Raw genomic sequence first — 18,173 nt, forward strand, 5'->3', positions numbered from 1 at the left:
TATGCACCGCACTGTCGTTCTCAATGTCGTCGGGCTGACCGGCGAGCTCCTCGGGGATTCCACGCCGAACCTGAAGCGGCTCGCACGGGAGGGCGTGATGCGCCCTCTTCAGACCGTCCTCCCGGCGGTCACGTGCACTGTCCAGTCGACGTTCACCACAGGCCTCCTCCCGAGCGGGCACGGCTGTGTCGCGAACGGCTGGTACTTCCGCGACATCGCCGAGGTGAACCTGTGGCGCCAGGCGAACCAGCTCGTGACAGGCGAGAAGATCTGGGAAGCCGCGCGTCGGCGCGATCCGACGTTCACCTGTGCGAAGCTGTTCTGGTGGTACAACATGTACAGCTCGGCAGACTACGCGGTGACGCCGAGGCCGATCTACTGGGCGGACGGGCTCAAGCTGCCGGATATCTACACTGAACCGGCGTCGTTGCGAGATGAACTCGTCTGCCGATTGGGTGAGTTCCCTCTCTTCAATTTCTGGGGTCCGAATGCGGATATCCGGTCGACGGAGTGGATTGCGCGGTGTGCGCGCCATGTGTATGACACGCGACGGCCCACGTTAACGTTGGTTTACCTTCCGCACCTCGACTACAACCTGCAACGGCTCGGGCCGGATCACCCGGCGATCAAAGACGATCTCCGCGCCGTGGACGCCGTATGCGGGGAGCTCATCGACCATGTGCGCAAGGATGGGGCGCGGGTGATCGTCCTGTCCGAGTACGGCATCACGCGTGTGTCCGGCGTGGTGCACATCAACCGTGTGCTCCGAGAGCAGGGGCTCCTGCGCGTCAGGGTTGAGCGCGGCCTCGAGAAGCTCGACGCCGGCGCATCCGAGGCGTTCGCGGTGGCGGATCATCAGGTGGCGCATGTCTACGTGCGTCGCCCGGAGCGTATTCGAGAAGTGAAGGCGCTCCTTGAAAGGCTTCCCGGAGTAGACGTCGTTCTCGATGCGGAAGCCAAGCGCTCAGCCGGACTGGATCATGCGAGGTCGGGAGAGCTTGTCGCGATCTCACGAGAGGATCGGTGGTTCAGCTACTACTACTGGCTCGATGACGACAAGGCTCCGGAGTTTGCCAGAACCGTCGATATCCATCGCAAGCCCGGATACGATCCTGTGGAGCTGTTTTCTGACCCTAAGCTGCGCGTGCTGCCAGTCCATGTCGCTTGGAAGCTGCTCAAGAAAAAGCTCGGTTTCCGGTATCTTATGGACGTGACCCCACTGGATGCAGCATTGGTGAAAGGATCGCACGGTCGTTTGACCGAGCGCCCGGAGCAGGGGCCGATCGCGCTCTCTACTTGTGGCTCGCTGCTGCCGGATGAAAGGGTTCCTGCTCTTGATGTGAGTCGAATCGTGATGGATCACATCTTTTGTTGATGCCCCCCGTCAATTGCTTCGTGTCATAAATTGGTATGACCAATTCGCGGTGGCCACGCTGCTAAATTCCAAGCTTTGCCAGAAACATGGTGTCGTAATCTGTTTGCAGCGTGCCCGACTCGAACGCGATTGTTCTGTAGAATGAGCCGATGATGATGGTCTCGTTGCTGGGGGCTGCCTTTGCGGCAAATCCGAATGACGGGCCTCCGCTTCGGTATGACCTTTTCCAGAGCGTTTCGCCTGACGAATCTAGCTTCAGTACCCAGGGGGATGGGAGCTCGTCGTGATCCATGATCTCGTTGTCCACCCTCAACTCCCCGCTGAATTCTCCGATGAGCACGACGTTGTTGAGCGTGTCATTACTGATGCCTTTGATCGCGTTGTGGGAAGTTCCTTCGAAGTCGCGACTCCAACGATGTTTTCCAGATGCGTCGAATTGGACGACAAAGAACGCTGTATGTCCATCGGGTGAACCGAGGGCGTGGCTACTGTCAAATTCGATGCGCTCATCGTAGTTGCCGGTAGCGGAAATGTTGCCGAGGTTGTCGACGGCTAGAGCAGACGGGTAACCGTTGTCGAAGTCACGTGTCCAGACCGGGCTACCATCGCTGTCGAGCTTCGTTAGGAACATCCCCGCGCCGTCGAGCTCTGGCGAATCGCCAAAGCGAATCGAACTGGGATGATTTCCGATGATAACGATGTTGTCGCTTCGATCGATGGTTGCGTCTATCAGGGCATCATCGCCTGAACTGCCGAACGTCCGTGCCCATCCGCCTTGCGCTGTGCTCGTGGATCCTGTCTTTCCATCGAGTTTTGCAGCGTACATATCCAGCGTGTCCGCTGGAGCGGATGTCAGGATCGCGTCGTCGAACTCAATGTTCCCTATGAACGTTCCTGAGATGAACGCATCGCCGTGTTGTGTGCTGCTGATCTTGGGGCGAATGGTTCTGGTGAATTTGTTAAAGTACCTATCGTTGATGATTTTGGCTGGGAAGCTGCGGCTCCACGTGTGCTCTCCGCTGTTGCTGAACTTTGCAACAAATAGCCCCGGTCCGACGTCGCTGTCGCCGAAATTGATCGTGCCGTCACTGACGCCAGTCAACAAGATGTTGTCTTCTGCATCTACGCTTACGGATGTCGCTTCCTGAGCCGCTGCGTCTCCGAAGCTGTGACTCCATATATGGTCTCCATCTTTGTCAAGGGCGACGATGAATATGTCGGAGTCTCCGGCGCTCGTGAGCGGCTCTGTGCCAAATTGTATGGACTGCGAGAAGCCGCCTACTGCGATGATGTTGCCCTGTCGGTCGGTGGCTACTGAGTGGGCGACTGATTCACTGCCGAATGCTCGTGCCCACAGGGTGCAGTCGAATCCGTCGCAATTTTCGTCGTCGTTGATCGCGCAGCTCTCTTGAACTGGAAGCTTTTCGTTCTGGCATGCGCCCCAGGTGCTCCCACTGTCGTCGCACGTCCGTGTTCCGGATTTGCACAGCCCGATATCTGCGGTGCCTTCTGGGCCGCTGTAGCATGCCTCTGTGATGTTCGGCCTACAAACGTCCGCGCTGCCATTCCCGCCTTCATTCTGATCTTCTGGAGAAGGAGAGTCTTCAAAGTCGTCGAGCCCGAGGACGAGCGCGCAGCCGGAACTAGCACAGATTAGCGCAAAGAAGCCTGTTGGAATAATTCGAGCGCCACGTAACGTCATGAGTCGTGTCTCCAGCAGCTCAAGCTGTTGCCTCTCAGTCTTTGATGAGGATGCCAGCTGAGGCGCTGGCTCGCGTGCCAGTCCTCACGTCCCCCTCACCACCCGCTGCATTGCCAGCGTCAGCGGAAATCCCAGCATGGCGAGCGCCGCCGCGCCGCCGGCGCTCGGCGCGCCGCTCCTCGCGATGAGCACCGCATCCAGCAGCGATATCCCTGCGATGAGCGTCACCACGGCGCGCGGGATCCGGTCCTTTCGCGTCCCCCGCAGCAACCTCACCGCGTGGATCACGCAACCAGCGAGCGCCCCGTACGCGATCGTCCCCATCATCCCCGTGAGCGGCGCGCCGAGCGTCGCCAGGAACGGGACCGCCATGAAGCCGAGCGCCCACAGGCTGCGCACCGCCAGCAGGTTCTCCTGCTTCGCGATCGCCGTCAGCCCGATCAAATAGAACAGCAGCGCCACCCCCCCGGCGATCACCGCGCTCCCGAGCTGTCCCCCCGCAGCGAGCGCCGCCGTCACATAGACCAGCACGCGGCACACCCCCATCAGCGCCGGGCTCAGCGGGTTCCCCTTGTGCCAGGCATCGTAAAGCACGATCGCCCCGGCGAGCAGCGCGCTCGCCACGGCCGGCGCCATCCCCCGGTTCGCCACATAGGCGTGGCCCCCCACGATCAGCACCCCCGCCCCGAGCAGGCCGTAGCCGACCGCAAACACCTCGCGGGCGCTCACCAGCCCGGATGGGATCGGCCGCTCGGGCCGCTCGCGCGCGTCGATCTCCCGGTCGAACGCGTCGTTCAGGAACATGCCGCCCACGTACATCAGCGACACCGCGAACCCCACCTGCGCCACTTCGGACGCCCGTGGCGCAGACCCCGACAGGGCCATGCCACAGAGCACGTTCGTCCACACCGTGGGCAGGTTCGAGACGCGGCCGAGCCGCAGGTACACCCGTGCGCGCGAGCTCATCGCCCTGCCCCCGCTCGGCTCTCCGCTCGGTGACCGGAGCTCGCGCCGATTTCGCTGTCCACTTGCCCGGCGGAGCTCGCGCCGATTTCGCGGCCACCCCCGACCTCGCGGCCACCTCCGACTCCACGGTTCGCGCCGAGGCCTCTGCCCTCGCCGAGGCCTCTGCCCTCGCCGACGCCGGCGCCCACGCTTCCGTTACCCACCATTCGCTCCTCCACCCAGCGGAGCTCCCTTGCCACCGCCTCGACCAGCCCGCCGCGGCGCTGGTCGTCCGGCAGTACATCCCAGGTGTAGGTCTCTACCTCGAGGTGCTGCGTCGCTGGCGAGTCTCGCAGGTGCGACAGCAGCGCCGCCAGCTCCGGCTGCGTCGTCGCGAGCGCGCCCTCGAGCTCCCGGAAGATCGGCACATGGAAGTGAACTCGCCACTCCTCCGGCTCCGCCCCGGGCGGCGCTGCGGTCCCGCCGTCGAGCGCCGCCAGCGCCTCGGGCAGATCCAGGTAGCGGACGAGCTCGCCCCCGCCTGGGCCCCGACGCCGCTCGACCACCTGGTGCAGGTAGACGACGTCCTCCGCATACGCGCGCAGCCTCGCCATCGTCGCCGGCTCGCGCTCCGCCACGCGGGCGCGCAGCCCGGCGCTGAGCTGCACCTTGTGGACGCCGATGCCCGCAGCGCGGAGCGCCGCGAGCGACGCGGGGGCGTCCTCGAACTCCACCGCCATGTGGCACGCGTCGAAGCAGAGGCCGAGGTGGCTCCGGAGCGCCTCCTCGGCGTCTGGCAGGCTCATCCCGGCCAGCGCCGACAGCTCGCGCGCGCGCTCCGGCGCGAACACGTGATCGGTGAAGAAGCCGATCGCCTCGGGCGTGGTCTCGAGGAAGCAGCACGGCTCCGGCTCGAGGGCCAGCGCGATGTGCTTGCCCGTGCGGCGGCGGATCTCGACGAGGTGCGCCGCGTGCTCGACCAGCCGCCGCGCCATCGCCGCCGCGTCACCCGGCGTGCGCACCCGCGGCCTGAACGCGCCGGGCACCGTGCTGACGCTGCCCATCAGGCCCTCGTCCGCCGGCAGCAGCTCGGCGAGGAGCGTCGCCAGGAGATCGCTGTACGCGAGCCGCTCCTCGTCGAGCCAGTCGGGCAGGTACACGCGCTCCTTCACCGGCGCGCCGTGGAACCGGCCGTAGGGGAAGCCGTTCAGCGTGAACACGTAGAGGCCGTTCCGCTCGAGAAAATCGCGGAATGCGTCGAGCTCCGCCGGCTCGGCGAGCTCCGCCGCCGCCCTCGCCGAGAGCCGCAGCCCCACCCCGCACCGCCGGCGCGCGCTCGGCCCGAGGCCCTCCGCCCCGCTGCCGCCTCCGCCGCTTCCGTCGCCTTCTCCGCGCAGCGCCCCCTCCTCCCCGCCGGCCGCGCGCGACCAGATCGCGAGCAGGTGCGTCTCGAGGCTCTGCTTCACCTCCGACCACGTCTCGCCCGCATGGATGTTCGTGCAGTACGTGAGGTGCGGCGCGCCCGCGCACGCGAGCCTCATGATTGCGCCGCTCCGGTGACCGCGCCCGCCGCTCCGGTGACCGCGCCCGCCGCTCCGGTGGCCGCGCCCGCCGCTCCCTTGGCCGCGCCCGTCGCTCCCGTCGCGCCGATCGCCGCGAGCGCGCCCCGCCTCCCGGCGCGCTCGCGCAGCCGCGCGATCGCCGCGACGATGTGCCGCTCCTCCATCGCGTGCACCTCGCGGGCGCGCCCCACGTCCTCGAGCAACGTCACCGTGAGCTCCCCGCCGAGGTGCTCGCGGAACTCGTCCAGCCCATCGAGCACGCAGAGCCGCTCGCCCCGCTCCCCCCTCTCGCACGCGCGCGTCATCGCGAGCGCGTCGTCCCACAGCGTGAAGCCGAGCGCCTCGAGCGCCGCGACCACCGCGGCCGCCGTCGCCTGGCTGCACAGGCCGGCCAGCTCGGCGTACAGCGTGTCGATCGCGATCCCGATCGCGACCGCCTCGCCGTGGCGGAGCCTGTGCTTCGTGAGCGACTCCAGCTTGTGCGCAGCCCAGTGCCCGAAGTCGAGCGGCCGCGCGCTCCCGAGCTCGAACGGATCGCCCGCGCTCGCGATGTGCTGGAGGTGGATCTCCGCCGAGCGGCGCACGAGCTGCGCGAGCGGCGCGAGCGACCCCGACGCGAGCGCGGGCGCGTGCTCGGACAGCCACGAGAACAGCCGCGCGTCCCGGATCAGCGCGACCTTCACCGCCTCCGCCATCCCCGCCACCTTGTCGCGCAAGGGCAGCGTCTCCAGGAAGCGCGGATCGATGAGCACCGCGAACGGCGGGGCGAACGTGCCGAGCAGGTTCTTCTTCCCGAACGCGTTGACGCCGTTCTTCACGCCGACCCCGGAATCGGCCTGCGCGAGCACCGTGGTCGGGATCCGCACGACCCGGACGCCGCGGTGCACCGTCGCCGCCGCGTAGCCGACCATGTCGAGCACCGCGCCGCCTCCGACGATCATCACGAACGACTGCCGATCCATCCCCAGCGCGTCGAGCCTCGCCTGCAGCGCCGCCGTCGCCGCGCCGTCGTTCTTCGCCGCCTCGCCGCCGGGCACCACGATCGGCTCGGCCGCGAGCGTGAGCAGGTCCGGTCGCGCGCCCACGTAGCGCGCGATGTCGTCCGCCAGAGACGGCCACGCCGCCGCGACGCCGCCGTCGATCACCGGCAGCACGCGGTGGCGCCGGCGCGGCTCCTTCGCGGCGATGGCGGCCGCCAGGTCGGCGTTGCTCGGCGAAAAGACGCCCTCCGTGAAGTAGACGGGGTACTCGAAGGGGACCGCGATCCGTTGCAGATGAAGCAGCATCAAAGCCGACTTTCGAGAGAGGTCATCGGTCCGTCAAGTTGGTTCCTCGCGAGGATCCCGCGTCTTGCCGCGGTACGAAAACTTCCCCTTGGCGGCGGACGACCTTCCTGCAATGCTGGCGCCGCTCGGTGAATCGCGCCGCCGTACGGCCGAGTTCACCTCGTTCCCCGTGATCGCCCCGTGATCACCGCGTGATCGCAACCCCGTACCGCCTGACATCCTCCTCAATGCAGACGCCCATGGAAGGCACAGCCCGTCCCACGAAACGGTCCTTCATGCGAGGAGTGCTTCTGACGGCAGCGGCAGGGCTCGCCCTCGCCGCGTTCTCCGCCGGGTGCGCGCCCACGTACGTCTACAATCCCGCGAACTACGCGAAGGAGTACGACCCGCGTAAGCACGAATACACGATCGGGGTGGGGGACCAGATCCGGATCAACGTCTGGCGCATGGCCGACCTGTCGAGCGAGGCGCTCGTCCGGGCCGATGGCGTCATCACGATGCCGCTCATCGGCGACGTCTACGTGGCCGGCAGGACCCCGACCCAGGTGCGCGAGGAGCTCAAGAAGCGGCTCTCCGAGTTCGTGAAGGACGAGACGGCCGTGATCACCGTCGCCGTGACCGGGATCAACAGCTACCGGTTCGTGGTCAGCGGCAACGTCTCGCGCGCCGGCATCTTCGCCTCCAACTACTTCGTCTCCGTCTCCGAGGCGCTCGCGCTCGCCGGCGGTCCCAACCAGTTCGCCTCGACGGATCAGATCCTGCTCATCCGCATGGATAGCCCGGGCAAATTCCGGCACATCCCCATCAACTACGACGAAATCGCCTCGCGCAAGCGGCCCGAGCAGGACCTCGTGCTCAAGGCCGGCGATACCGTCTTCGTGCCCTGATCGTGGCCGGCTCCTCCGCGCTTGCCCGAAAGGCCGTCCTCGGCGCGGTCTGGACGATCGCGACCGGGCTCGGCTCGCGCGTGCTCGGCCTGATAGGCACCCTCGTGCTCACCCGGTTCATCGCGCCGGATGTGTACGGCGAGGTCTCGGCAGCGTCCGTCGTGATCATGACGGCGCACTTCATGTCGAGCCTCGGGACCGGCCAGTTCATCGCGTCGAGGCCCAACCTCGACCGCCAGATGGTCTTCAACGCGACCGTCTATTTCCACGTGGCGGGCCTCATCGCCATCGCCGCCGTGTACCTCTTCCGGGAGCCGATCGCGGTGCACCTCGTCGGCGCGCCCGGGATGCTCGAGTTCATGCCGGGGCTCATCCTCGCGATGTTCATCGATCGGATCTGGTACGTCCCCGATCGCCTGCTCATCCGCGAGATGCGCTTCCGCAGCGTCAGCCTCCGGAACGCCGCCGGCGAGCTCACCTACACCGCGGCGTCCGTCTCCCTCGCCGTGCTCGGCTGGGGGGGAAACGCCATCGTGGTGGCGACGCTCCTGCGCGCCGTCGTGCGCGTGGTGACCACGGTCCCGGCGGTGAAGCTCTCCGAGTGGCTGACGCCGAGCCCGCTGTCGCGCGAGAAGGCGCGCGAGCTGTTCGCCTTCGGCATCCCGCTCAACTTCGGGTCGCTGGCGAACTTCGGGGCTTCCAAGTGGGACAACCTCGTCATGATCCGCCTGTTCGGGGAGCAAGTCGGCGGGCTCTACAACCTCGCGTGGAACCTCGCCGACATCCCGGCCTCCCAGGTCGGCGAGCGCATCGGCGACGTGCTCGTCCCGTCGTTCGCGAAGCTCGAGCCGGAGCAGCGCAAGGCGGCGCTCGTCCGCGCGCTCACGCTGCTCGCGCTCATCATCTTCCCGCTCGCCGTGGGCCTCGGCGCGGTCGCCCCGACCATCCTGAACGACACGTTCTTCAACGAGGCATGGGAGCCGGCTGGCCCGCTCCTCGCCGTGCTGTCCGCGCTTGGCGTCACGCGCCCGATCGGCTGGGTCCTGTCCTCGTACATGCAGGTCTACGGCCGGACGCGGACGATCATGGTCCTGGAGTGGCTCAAGGTGGCCGCGATCGTCGGCGGCATCGCGCTGCTCGGGACGATCGGCGGCGTCCTCTGGGCCTGCGCCGGCGTCGGCGTCGCGTTCGGGGTGCACGCCCTGGCGAGCCTCTGGGTGGTCAAGCGCGCCGATGGCGTCCCGTACATGCGGCTTCTGCGCCCGCTGGTCCGCCCGCTCGTCGCGTGCATGCCCATGGTCGCCGCGGTGCTCGCCGTTCGCTACGGCATGCGGTCGCTCGACGACCTGCCCCGCGGGTGCCGCCTTGGCGCCGAGGTGGTGGTCGGCGGGCTCGCCTTCGTCGCTTCCGCGCTGGTCATCGCGCGGCAGGCATCACGGGACTTCCTCCAGCTCGCCCGCGAAGCGGTCCGCCGCCGTCGTTAAGGCGTTTCCTGAATGTCACCGACCGGCGTGACGAGCGAAGCGCGCGCAACGAGCGCAACGAGCGCAACGAGCGCAATAGACGTAACGAGCGTCGCCAGCGCAACGAGCGTGCGAACCGCAACGAGGAGCACCTTTCCCCTCCGAACGTTGGGGTCCCACGCGACACTCGAGCGAAATTGGGGGCCCTGTGGTAGCGTCGGGCCCCTCTCTTCGAAACTGGGTCGGGATCCGCATCGCGGCTCCCCTCCACCACTGGAGATAAAAGGAAATGGCAGAGACGCATCCCCCTGCGGTCGAGAGCTTCCTGGCCAAGATCAACTCCCGCGAAGCCCAGGTGGGCATCATCGGCATGGGTTATGTCGGCCTGCCGCTGGCGCTCACGTTCATCGAGAAGGGCTTCCGCGTGCTGGGCTTCGATGTGGACCCGGCGAAGGTCACCGCGCTCAGCGAGGGGAAGGGCTACATCAAGCACCTCGATCCCGCGCGCATCGCGGCGGCAGCCAAGACGGGCCGATTGGAGGCGACGACGGACTTCTCGCGGCTCGGCGAGCCCGACGCCATCCTGATCTGCGTCCCGACCCCGCTGACGGCCCAGCGGGAGCCCGACATGAGCTACGTCGTCGGCTCCGCCCAGAAGATCAAGGAGCGGCTGCGGAAGGGGCAGCTCGTCGTCCTCGAGTCCACCACGTATCCCGGCACGACCGATGAGCTCGTCAAGGGCATCCTCGAGCAATCGGGCCTGCGCATGGGGCAGGATTTCTACCTCGCCTTCTCGCCCGAGCGCGAGGACCCGGGCAACCGCGATCACAGCACCGCGACCATCCCGAAGGTCGTCGGCGGCGTCGATCGCGCGTCGCTGGTCCTCTCGCAGGCGCTCTACTCGCAGGCGATCGCGCGCGTCGTGGCCGTCTCCTCGGCGCGCGCGGCCGAGGCGGCGAAGCTGACCGAGAACATCTTCCGGGCCATCAACATCGCCCTCGTGAACGAGCTCAAGGTCGTCTACGACGCCATGGGCATCGACGTCTGGGAGGTGCTCGACGCCGCGTCGACCAAGCCGTTCGGCTTCATGCGGTTCAACCCCGGCCCGGGCTGGGGCGGCCACTGCATCCCGCTCGACCCGTTCTACCTCGCGTGGAAGGCGCGCGAGTACGGCGTGTCCACCAAGTTCATCGAGCTCGCCGGCGAGGTGAACGTCGAGATGCCGCACTACGTCGTCAACAAGCTCCAGCTCGCGCTGAACGAGCGCGGCAAGGCGCTGAAGGGCACGAAGGTCCTGCTGCTCGGCGTCGCCTACAAGAAGGACATCGACGACCCGCGCGAGAGCCCCGCGTTCGAGATCATCGAGCTCCTGCGCAAGCTCGGGGCGGTGCTGAGCTTCCACGACCCGCACGTGCCCAAGCTGCCGCGCATGCGCACCTGGCCGCATCTGCCGGAGCTCTCGTCCGTCCCCCTCAACGAGGACACGCTCAAGAGCCACGACGCGGTCATGATCGTCACCGACCATTCCATCGTCGATTACGATCTGGTGCTGAACCACGCCGCCTTGATCGTCGACGCCCGTGGCGTCTACCGCGCGGCGAACCCCAAGGTGGTCAAGGCCTGACGGAGGGCGAGGGTGCCCCGAGCGGCGCGGGCAGGCGTCGCACGCCAGCGCGGTCCTGGTGACCAGGCATCCAGCGGCGGCGTCCTTGCCGCGTCGCAGCTGGCCCCGTGGCGTGTCGCTCAATTCCCGCGCTGTGGGCGGCGCGCCGCCGGCATCGCCGTGGCGCCCACGCCACGGCGCGGGCGCCGCGGCGGAGCTCCTGGGTGACTCCTCGGCAACCGCGAGGGGCTCCGCGTGTCCTCGCGACCTCGTAGCCGCGTCACCTTGTAACCGCGTATCCTCGTCACCACGTATCCTCGTGACCCCGTGACGCCGTAACCCGGTAACCCGGTAACCGACGGTAACCGATGCAGCTCTTGCCGAGCTCGCGAAATCGCGAGCATCCCCTTGATGTCAGGGCGCCGGTTCGGTACCCATCGAAGACGGTCCATGTCCACGCCGCCGCCCATGGTCGGGCCAGGTCGAACGATGTCGCCTGCAGATGACAGCCTGGGCCCTGCGCCGTCGAGCTCGGATTGGAAGGGCCACCTGGAGATCCGGCTCGGCGATCTCCCGGGGACGCGACGGCCGCTGACGGAGTCCCACATCGTCATCGGCAGGGCGCCGGGCGTTCAGCTGACGCTCGACCACTACACGGTCTCCCGGCGCCACGCGGAGCTCTTCTGCGATCCGTTCGGCCGGTGGTGGATCCGCGACCTCGGCAGCACCAACGGAACGCTCGTCAACGACGAGCGGATCAACGAGAAGGTGCTGAAGCCGGGCGATCGCATCGGGATCGGCGACTACATCCTCGAGTTCCAGCTCACGGCGCGGGCCCCTCGCGTGCCGATCGACCCGGGCGGCCTCCATTTCGAGGAGGACAAACCGACCGCGATCCGCAAGCTCGGCGAGCTCGACCCGCCGCGGATCGCGGCGAAGCACCTGTTCACCCTGATGGACCTGTCGCGGCGGCTCCTCAGCATCGAGGACGCGACGGATCGGTTCGACGCGCTCTGCCAGCTGATGGTCCGCGAGGACTTCCACGGCAGCATGGCGCTCGCGCTGCGGCTCCGGCAGAACGGCGCGCTGACGATCCTGTCCGGGCCGCACCGCCCGTTCCAGTCGCTCCGGCGCGAGGACTCCGTCGCCCCGCCGTACATCTCGCGCCGCGTGCTCGCGGCGGTGCAGGACACGCGCGAGCCGGTGCTGGCCGGCAACCTGGTGAGCGACAGCGCCACGGTCGAGCTCACGATGTCGCGCGACGTCATGGCCCTCTGGGTCGTGGCCTGTCCGCTGCGCGTCGAGGAGCAGATGATGAACCTGCTCTACGTGACCCTGCCGCCCGACTTCGGCAGCGTCGAGTGGCTCGGGCTCATCGCGCTCGCGGCGGAGGTCTATCAGCAGGCCGAGTCGGCCTGGGAGGCGCGGCGCCACGCGCAGGCGCACGCGGCGATCGAGCGCGAGCTCGAGATGGCGCACCAGATCCAGCGGACCTTCGTCCCGAAACGGCTGGAGTTCAAGGCGCTGGACGTGGCGCTCGGCTTCGAGCCGTGCCGGTGGGTCGGGGGCGACTACGTGGACATCGTCCCGATGCCGGACGGCCGCCTCATGCTCGCCGTGGCGGACGTCTGCGGCAAGGGGCTCCAGGCCGCGCTCATCGGATCGAGCGTCCACACGATGGTGCGCGCGACGGTCGACGCCGGCCGCGGGATCACGGGCATGATGGACCGGCTGAACGCCTACCTCTGCGAGTACCTGCCGGAGCACTCGTTCGTCACGATGGTGGCCGTCGCCCTCGACCCCGCGACGGGCCGCATGGAGTGCGTCAACGCAGGGCACCCGCCGGCGCTGGTGGCGACCGCGGAGGGCGGCCTCCGGCACCTCCAGGCGGCTGTCAACCCGGCGCTCGGGGTCGGCCCGGTGCCGATGGAGGCGCACCAGAGCGTGCTCGCGCCGGGCGAGGTGCTCGCGATGTACACCGACGGGCTCACCGAGCTGCGCAACTCGTCGAAGCAGATGCTCGGCCTGCACGCGCTCGGCACGGGCTTCGCCAAGCTCTGCGCCACCAGCGCTGGCCGCCCGGTCGCGTCGATCGCCGACAAGCTCACGCACATGCTCGAGGAGTTCCGCGGCGACCAGCTGCCCGAGGACGACAGGGCCTTCCTCCTCGCTCGGCGCACCTGAGCGCGCCGCTTCCGGCCGCCCGGCGGAGCCCCTGAGCGCGTCAAGGGCGGGGCTCCGGCCCCCGCTGGGCGGCGCGCCCCGTCGCGCTCAGCGAGCGGCGTCGCCCGCGCCGGCCGACGCCGGTGCCTCGCCCTCCAGCGGCTCGCTCGGCGTCGGCTCCCGGCGTGGGGTGCCGGAAGGGCCTGCCGAGCCGAAGGGCTGGGTCATCAAGATGCGCGAGCCTGGCGCCATCTGCCGCGGGAACGCGCCCGACACGGACAGGAGGAGCGTGTTCCGGACGACGCGTGTGTCGGGGAGCTTCTCCGTCCTCCCCTCGATCTCCACCGTCCTCCCCTCGGTGCGCTGGTTCCCGTGCTGGTACCGGAGCGCGAGCGCGAAGTCGGGGATGACGATGACGGGGCTCCAGAGCAGCGCGACGTCGGTGAGCACCGCGATCGTGGTCGGCCCCGTGTCGAGGTCTCCCTCCGCGTTCGGCTCGAGGGGCTGAGCGAGCTGCGCGCCGGCCGAGCCCTCGACCGACAGGTGCCAGGCGGCGTGGACGGGCACGGCGGCGCGGAGCGTCAGCATATGGGAGAGCTGGATCTGCTGCAGGAAGACGTTCGGCGTGGCCGAATAGGCGTACGCGAGCTCGGCCGCCTCGCCCCGCTCGTGCGTGTAGCGCAGCGCCGCGAGCCCGGCGGGACGCGCGAGCGACCCAGCGCCGTCCTTCAGGTCCGTCGCGACGACCCCGCCGACGTCGAGCTGGCTCGAGAAGCGGCGCCCGAGGTCGTGCTGCCAGCTTGCCACGAGCGTGCTGACGAGCTGGTCGCGCGACGCATACGTGACCGCGGTCGTGGGATCGGTGTCGACGTTGTCGAAATGGGTGTAGCCGACCGAGAGCGCGAGGGACGCGGCGTCGTGGCGGAAGGCGCGCTGCGCCGTCAGCGTGTTCGCCGCGCTGTACGTGCGCTGCGGGCGATCCCGGAGCGGGTTGTAGATGGCGAACGTCGCGGCCTGCCCGAGCGACCAGACCGGCGAGGGCTGGAACGAGAACCCCTCGTTGAACGACCCCTGCACGAAGTTCGTCGTCCCGCCCGCGTTGCCCTGGAGCGTCGTGGTCCCCGGCGTCTGCTCGAGCTGGAACGTGTTGAGCTGGCCTTGCGACCCGCTCGCCCCGAGCGTCAGCGACGTCCTCGGCGACGTGACGAAGCGGCCGGTCCACGCGGCCACGTTCGAGTACGAGCTCGCCTCCGCGTGCCGGAAGAAGAGGCTCGTCGAGAACGTGTAGGAGAGCGTCTGGGCGGTCCGCGGCGTCGTGTAGGTGAAGATCAGGCCGGGGCTCGCGGTCGCGAGGCCGTCGGCCTCGGGACCGGGCCCGGCAGGGGGCTCGGCCGCGGAGGTCACGTTGTCGGTGACGCCGATCGACCCGGTGAAGACGCCGTGGAGGGTTGCGTCCTGCGCCCGGGCGTCGTGGTGGGTGAGGATCGCGCAGCCGAAGGCCGCGACCGCAATACCTCGTCCGGAGCGCATGAGGGCTGCAAGGTAACAATGGATCCGGCGCTCGGCTACGCCTCCCCGACCTTTCGGCGCAAGGAGGCGAACGCCGCGCGCCGGCCGTTCAGGCGTCGAGAAGGACGACACCGAGGATGGGCGCCGGCCGGAGCTGCTCGATGGCCTGGCGGATCGCCTTGCGGGTCGACTTCTTGACCAGCGAGGTCAGGACCACGCCGTCCACCGAGTCGCCGATGACGTTCAGGTCCATGCTGCCGAGCACCGGCGGCGTGTCGATGATGATGTACGAGTAGCCCGCGCGCTTGAGGCTCTCGATCGCGGTCGAGAACGCCACCCCGTCGAAGATCGGCGGCCGCTCCGTGCGCGGATCGACGGCCAGGATGTGGACGGGCGTCTGGAGGGCGAGCCTCGCGTCGGGCGACCTGCCGCCCATCGGCGCGGCGTTCCTGTCCGACGACGACTCGCCGCCGTCGTCTCCGGGCGTCACGGCGGGCGCCGCCTGATCGACGACGACCCAGGGCGCGAACCGGTCGTTGACGTGGCGCTGGAGCTGCTCCGTGAAGCAGCTCGGGGGCTCGAACCGCAGCGCCTTCGCGATGCCGGGCTTGCGGATGTTCGCCTCGACGAGGAGGATCTTCCCGCGGACGGTCTCGCGGAGGGCGAGCGCGAGGTTGATGGCGCACGACGTCTTGCCCTCGCCGGGCCCCGCGCTCGTCACGGCGATGGTGACCCCCGAGCCCGTCGGCAGCTTGCGCCGGAGCGTCCGGTAGGCGTCGGCCTGGGGCGAGTAGGGCGCGCGGAGCATCACGATGTTCGGATCCACGGCGTCCGGCATCGGCACGGGGCGCACGGTGATCTCGCCCTGGCCGCGCAGCGACTCCTCGGGGAGCAGCCCGGCGTTCTCCGGCGTGGTGGGCAGGGAGCGCAGCTGCTCGATGTGCAGCGACGGCGGCTCCTCGAACGTCGGATCCAGCGACTGCAGCTTCGCGTCCACGGCCTGGTGCGCCGGGGTCGACACCACGCGGTTGAAGATCAGGGAGGGCGGCGAGCTGAACGTGCTGGTGAGCGAGCGATCGATCGGCCGCTCCGGCGGCGGCTGCTGCTGCGGAGGCGGCTGATACGGCTGCGGCACCTCGCGCACCGTCACCTCGCGCGTCGCGGGCGGCACCACGCGATCGAAGACGAGCGAAGGAGGCGAGGGGAACGCGCCGCTGAACGATCGCTCGAAGGACGGCGCTCCCCCGGGGGGCGCCGACGCGTCCCGGACCCCCACGTCGCGCGATGGCGAGGCGATGACCCGCTCGATCGGCACCGGCAGCGCCGGCGAGCTGCCCGGCCTCCCGCCGCTCGACACGAGCCCAGGGCTGCTCAGCGTCGCGCTCAGATCGACGACACGCGCGATCGCGGGGGATGAGCCTTGCCGCTCGGGGCCGGGCGGCAGCGCGGGCGCGGGCATGCCGAGCACCGTCGCGGCACCCGGATGCGCGCGGTGCTCGCCGTGGTCCGCCGCGGGACCCCCGAGGAAGAGCGCCGTCGCGGGCGACGGCCCCCTGAGCGGCTGCTGCGCGCCGGGGTGGGCGCCCGGCGCCTGCGCGGCGCCGAGGCGCAGCCCCATCGCCTGCGGGTGCTGCGCCGGCGAAGGGGGCAGATCTTGCCGGATGGTCGGCGAGTCGAACGCGGCGCTCGGGTCGTCCTGGCTGGCGCTCGGGCGCTCCGCCGAGACCACGTCCTCCGCGTCGTTCGCGAGGCGCAGGACGCGGGCGATCATCTCCTCGCGCACGTCCGGATCCGGCGCGATCGAGCGCCAGTTGCCGACCACGTTGCGGAGCCGGCGCGCCTCGATGACGAGGGCGCGGACCCGCGCGGTCTGCTCCGCACGGCTCAGGAAGTCGCAGACCTGATCGAGCGCGCGCTCGAGGGAAGCGACCGGCGGGGGCTTTCCCGGCTCAGCTCCGCCTGTCTCAGCCACGGCGCCCTCGGGGCGCGCGCGCGGCGGGCGGCACGACGACGAGCACCGGAGCGAGCGCCATTCGATCGATATCTTCCATGTCGTAAACCCGATCGTCGAACACGATGCCACGCGCCGCGGCGGCCGCGATGCCGGCCGCAACGGACAGGAACAGCCCGCCGATGGCGATGATCAGCCGCGACGGGCTCGACGGCGCGCTCGGCCGGTACGCCGGGTCGAGCACCTCGATCTGCGCCGAGTAGCCGCCCTGCTCCGAGCTCGCCGCGATCTCCGCGCGGAACGACTTGCCCTCGAGGTCGGAGAGGCGCTGCTGCGCGCGCGCCTTCTCGCGGCTGAGCCGCGACCAGTCGGTCTCGGTGTTGATGATCTGCTTCGCCGCCTCGCTCGCGTCGGCCGCGTTGCCCTTCTTCGCGCCCCTGCGCGCCGCGATCTCCCGCTCGAGAGCGGCGAGCTGGGACTTGATCTTCGCCTTCTCGGCCTCGTCGGTCGCGGGGACCTCCACCACCGGCTCCGGCGGCAGGATGAGCGCCTGCTCGGCGCGCCGCAGCGCCGCCTCGGCGTTGGTCACGCGGGCCACCGCCGCCCGGACGTCGGGGTGCTGCTCGGTGAATCGGGACTGCTTGTCGGCCAGATCCCGCCGCGCGGTGGCGAGCTCTTGCTCGGCCTGATCCCGCTGCCGGGTGAGCGCGGGGGAGGGCACCCCGGCGGCGCTCGCCGCCGGCTGCTCCGGCTTGCCGGTGAGCCGGCTGCGCAGGCGGGGCACCTGCCGCTCGAGCGCCTCGAGGGTCGGGTCGGTCCCGGTGGCGCGCCGCTCCCGCTCGCGGATGGCGGCGCCGCCCTGCGCGCCGCCGGGCGTGTTCTGCTCGGCGGCGAACTCGGGGTGCTCGGCGAGGAACGCCGCGAGCTCGGTCTCGGCCTTCTCGACGTCCTGCTCGGCGCGCTTCAGCTCGGCGTCGAGGAACTCGTTCGTCAGCTTCGCCTGCGACCTGCGCATGCGGGTCGTCTCCTCGACGAGGATGTCCGCGAGCCGCTGCGTCACCTCCTGCGCCTGCTCGCGCGTCTCTCCTTCGGCCGAGATCGCGAAGGTGTCCTGCGAGCGGGCCTTGAAGGTGATCTTGGCGCGGAGCCGATCGACCGCGTCGACCATGCCCCGCTTCTCGAGGACCTCGGGGAAGAGGTTGAACTCCGTCACGACCTTCTCGAGGTTGGAGCGCGCGAGCAGCGTCTCCTTGAGCCGCGCGGAGAGGGTGCGGAGCGGGTCGGGGCCGTCGGGCCCGAGGTACGTCGCCTTGACGCCCTCGCGGTAGAAGATCACGGTCTCGGAGCGGTACGCGGGCTTCCTCGACTGCACGACGAGCACCGTGAAGCCGAGCCCCGCGATCGCCACCAGCACCGCCACGTACCAGTGCGCCAGCGTCCGGTTGATCATCGCGCTGACGCTGGGCGGCTGCGGACCTGCTGCAGGCCGCGCTGCCGCGTCGGCGGGGATCGCCCCGAGCGCCTCCTGGGGCGGGGTAGGCCCGGAGAGCTGCTGGTTCATCTTCTTGTCCATGGTCCCCGCTCCTCGAAGGTTGCCTTGCTCCGCCCGGTCCGGAGAACGCGCACCCCGGTCTGGCAGGCTGGTTGCCTATGGTAGACGTGCGCCGCGCGAGCGCCAGCTTGTTGCACTCGGCTTTGCCCGCCGCGCGCAACCCCACGCCTAACAC

General features: G+C 69.2%; 12 protein-coding genes. 5 read left to right on the plus strand and 7 right to left on the minus strand.

Annotated features, from left to right (window positions below; translation table 11 throughout):
- The first annotated feature begins 1 nt into the window (after position 1).
- Positions 2-1,375, plus strand: coding sequence for an alkaline phosphatase family protein (locus WMF34_RS04630; RefSeq protein ID WP_437992525.1), 1,374 nt, complete (start codon positions 2-4; stop codon positions 1,373-1,375).
- Positions 1,376-1,436: 61 nt separating this feature from the next.
- Here the strand turns inward: WMF34_RS04630 and WMF34_RS04635 are convergent, their stop codons facing one another.
- From WMF34_RS04635 to WMF34_RS04650, 4 genes are all read right to left on the minus strand, one after another.
- Entirely contained in the window at positions 1,437-3,077 is a 1,641-nt protein-coding gene (locus WMF34_RS04635; RefSeq protein ID WP_437992526.1) for a hypothetical protein, read from the minus strand.
- Positions 3,078-3,161: 84 nt separating this feature from the next.
- A complete protein-coding gene (locus WMF34_RS04640) occupies positions 3,162-4,043 on the minus strand; it encodes a UbiA family prenyltransferase (RefSeq protein ID WP_437992527.1) in 882 nt (293 codons plus the stop codon).
- Positions 4,040-5,563, minus strand: a complete 1,524-nt coding sequence (eboE, locus tag WMF34_RS04645) for a metabolite traffic protein EboE (RefSeq protein ID WP_437992528.1) — start codon at positions 5,561-5,563, stop codon at positions 4,040-4,042. The genes WMF34_RS04640 and eboE overlap by 4 nt, the downstream gene beginning before the upstream one ends.
- Complete coding sequence (locus tag WMF34_RS04650) at positions 5,560-6,873, minus strand: 3-dehydroquinate synthase (RefSeq protein WP_437992529.1); 1,314 nt, start codon at positions 6,871-6,873, stop codon at positions 5,560-5,562. Before WMF34_RS04650 ends, eboE begins: the two co-directional genes overlap by 4 nt.
- 272 nt (positions 6,874-7,145) lie before the next feature.
- Between WMF34_RS04650 and WMF34_RS04655 the strand changes: the two genes are divergently transcribed.
- From WMF34_RS04655 to WMF34_RS04670, 4 genes are all read left to right on the plus strand, one after another.
- Positions 7,146-7,757, plus strand: a complete 612-nt coding sequence (locus WMF34_RS04655) for a polysaccharide biosynthesis/export family protein (protein ID WP_437992530.1) — start codon at positions 7,146-7,148, stop codon at positions 7,755-7,757.
- 2 nt (positions 7,758-7,759) lie between these two features.
- The gene (locus WMF34_RS04660) at positions 7,760-9,241 is read left to right on the plus strand and encodes an oligosaccharide flippase family protein (RefSeq protein WP_157906447.1); all 1,482 of its coding nucleotides are present in this window, start codon (positions 7,760-7,762) and stop codon (positions 9,239-9,241) included.
- Between the two features lie 268 nt (positions 9,242-9,509).
- On the plus strand, positions 9,510-10,844 hold the full coding sequence (locus WMF34_RS04665; protein ID WP_437992531.1) for a nucleotide sugar dehydrogenase: 1,335 nt from the start codon (positions 9,510-9,512) through the stop codon (positions 10,842-10,844).
- 468 nt (positions 10,845-11,312) lie between these two features.
- Entirely contained in the window at positions 11,313-13,007 is a 1,695-nt protein-coding gene (locus WMF34_RS04670) for a SpoIIE family protein phosphatase (protein WP_044963983.1), read from the plus strand.
- Between the two features lie 87 nt (positions 13,008-13,094).
- Here WMF34_RS04670 and WMF34_RS04675 read toward each other — a convergent pair whose 3' ends face one another.
- From WMF34_RS04675 to WMF34_RS04685, 3 genes are all read right to left on the minus strand, one after another.
- A complete protein-coding gene (locus tag WMF34_RS04675; RefSeq protein ID WP_437992532.1) occupies positions 13,095-14,516 on the minus strand; it encodes a hypothetical protein in 1,422 nt (473 codons plus the stop codon).
- A gap of 88 nt (positions 14,517-14,604) precedes the next feature.
- A complete protein-coding gene (locus WMF34_RS04680; RefSeq protein ID WP_437992533.1) occupies positions 14,605-16,467 on the minus strand; it encodes a hypothetical protein in 1,863 nt (620 codons plus the stop codon).
- Entirely contained in the window at positions 16,460-18,019 is a 1,560-nt protein-coding gene (locus tag WMF34_RS04685; protein WP_012233513.1) for a GumC family protein, read from the minus strand. The genes WMF34_RS04680 and WMF34_RS04685 overlap by 8 nt, the downstream gene beginning before the upstream one ends.
- Between the last annotated feature and the right edge of the window lie 154 nt (positions 18,020-18,173).

This window comes from Sorangium sp. So ce145, assembly GCF_051525985.1.
Lineage (GTDB): Bacteria > Myxococcota_A > Polyangia > Polyangiales > Polyangiaceae > Sorangium > Sorangium cellulosum_B.

Coding starts and splice junctions, on each gene's coding strand:
- WMF34_RS04630 (WP_437992525.1), top strand. CDS start 2: ATGCACCGCACTGTCGTTCTCAATGTCGTCGGGCTGACCGGCGAGCTC.
- WMF34_RS04635 (WP_437992526.1), bottom strand. CDS start 3,077: ATGACGTTACGTGGCGCTCGAATTATTCCAACAGGCTTCTTTGCGCTA.
- WMF34_RS04640 (WP_437992527.1), bottom strand. CDS start 4,043: ATGAGCTCGCGCGCACGGGTGTACCTGCGGCTCGGCCGCGTCTCGAAC.
- eboE (WP_437992528.1), bottom strand. CDS start 5,563: ATGAGGCTCGCGTGCGCGGGCGCGCCGCACCTCACGTACTGCACGAAC.
- WMF34_RS04655 (WP_437992530.1), top strand. CDS start 7,146: ATGCGAGGAGTGCTTCTGACGGCAGCGGCAGGGCTCGCCCTCGCCGCG.
- WMF34_RS04665 (WP_437992531.1), top strand. CDS start 9,510: ATGGCAGAGACGCATCCCCCTGCGGTCGAGAGCTTCCTGGCCAAGATC.
- WMF34_RS04670 (WP_044963983.1), top strand. CDS start 11,313: ATGTCGCCTGCAGATGACAGCCTGGGCCCTGCGCCGTCGAGCTCGGAT.
- WMF34_RS04675 (WP_437992532.1), bottom strand. CDS start 14,516: ATGCGCTCCGGACGAGGTATTGCGGTCGCGGCCTTCGGCTGCGCGATC.
- WMF34_RS04685 (WP_012233513.1), bottom strand. CDS start 18,019: ATGGACAAGAAGATGAACCAGCAGCTCTCCGGGCCTACCCCGCCCCAG.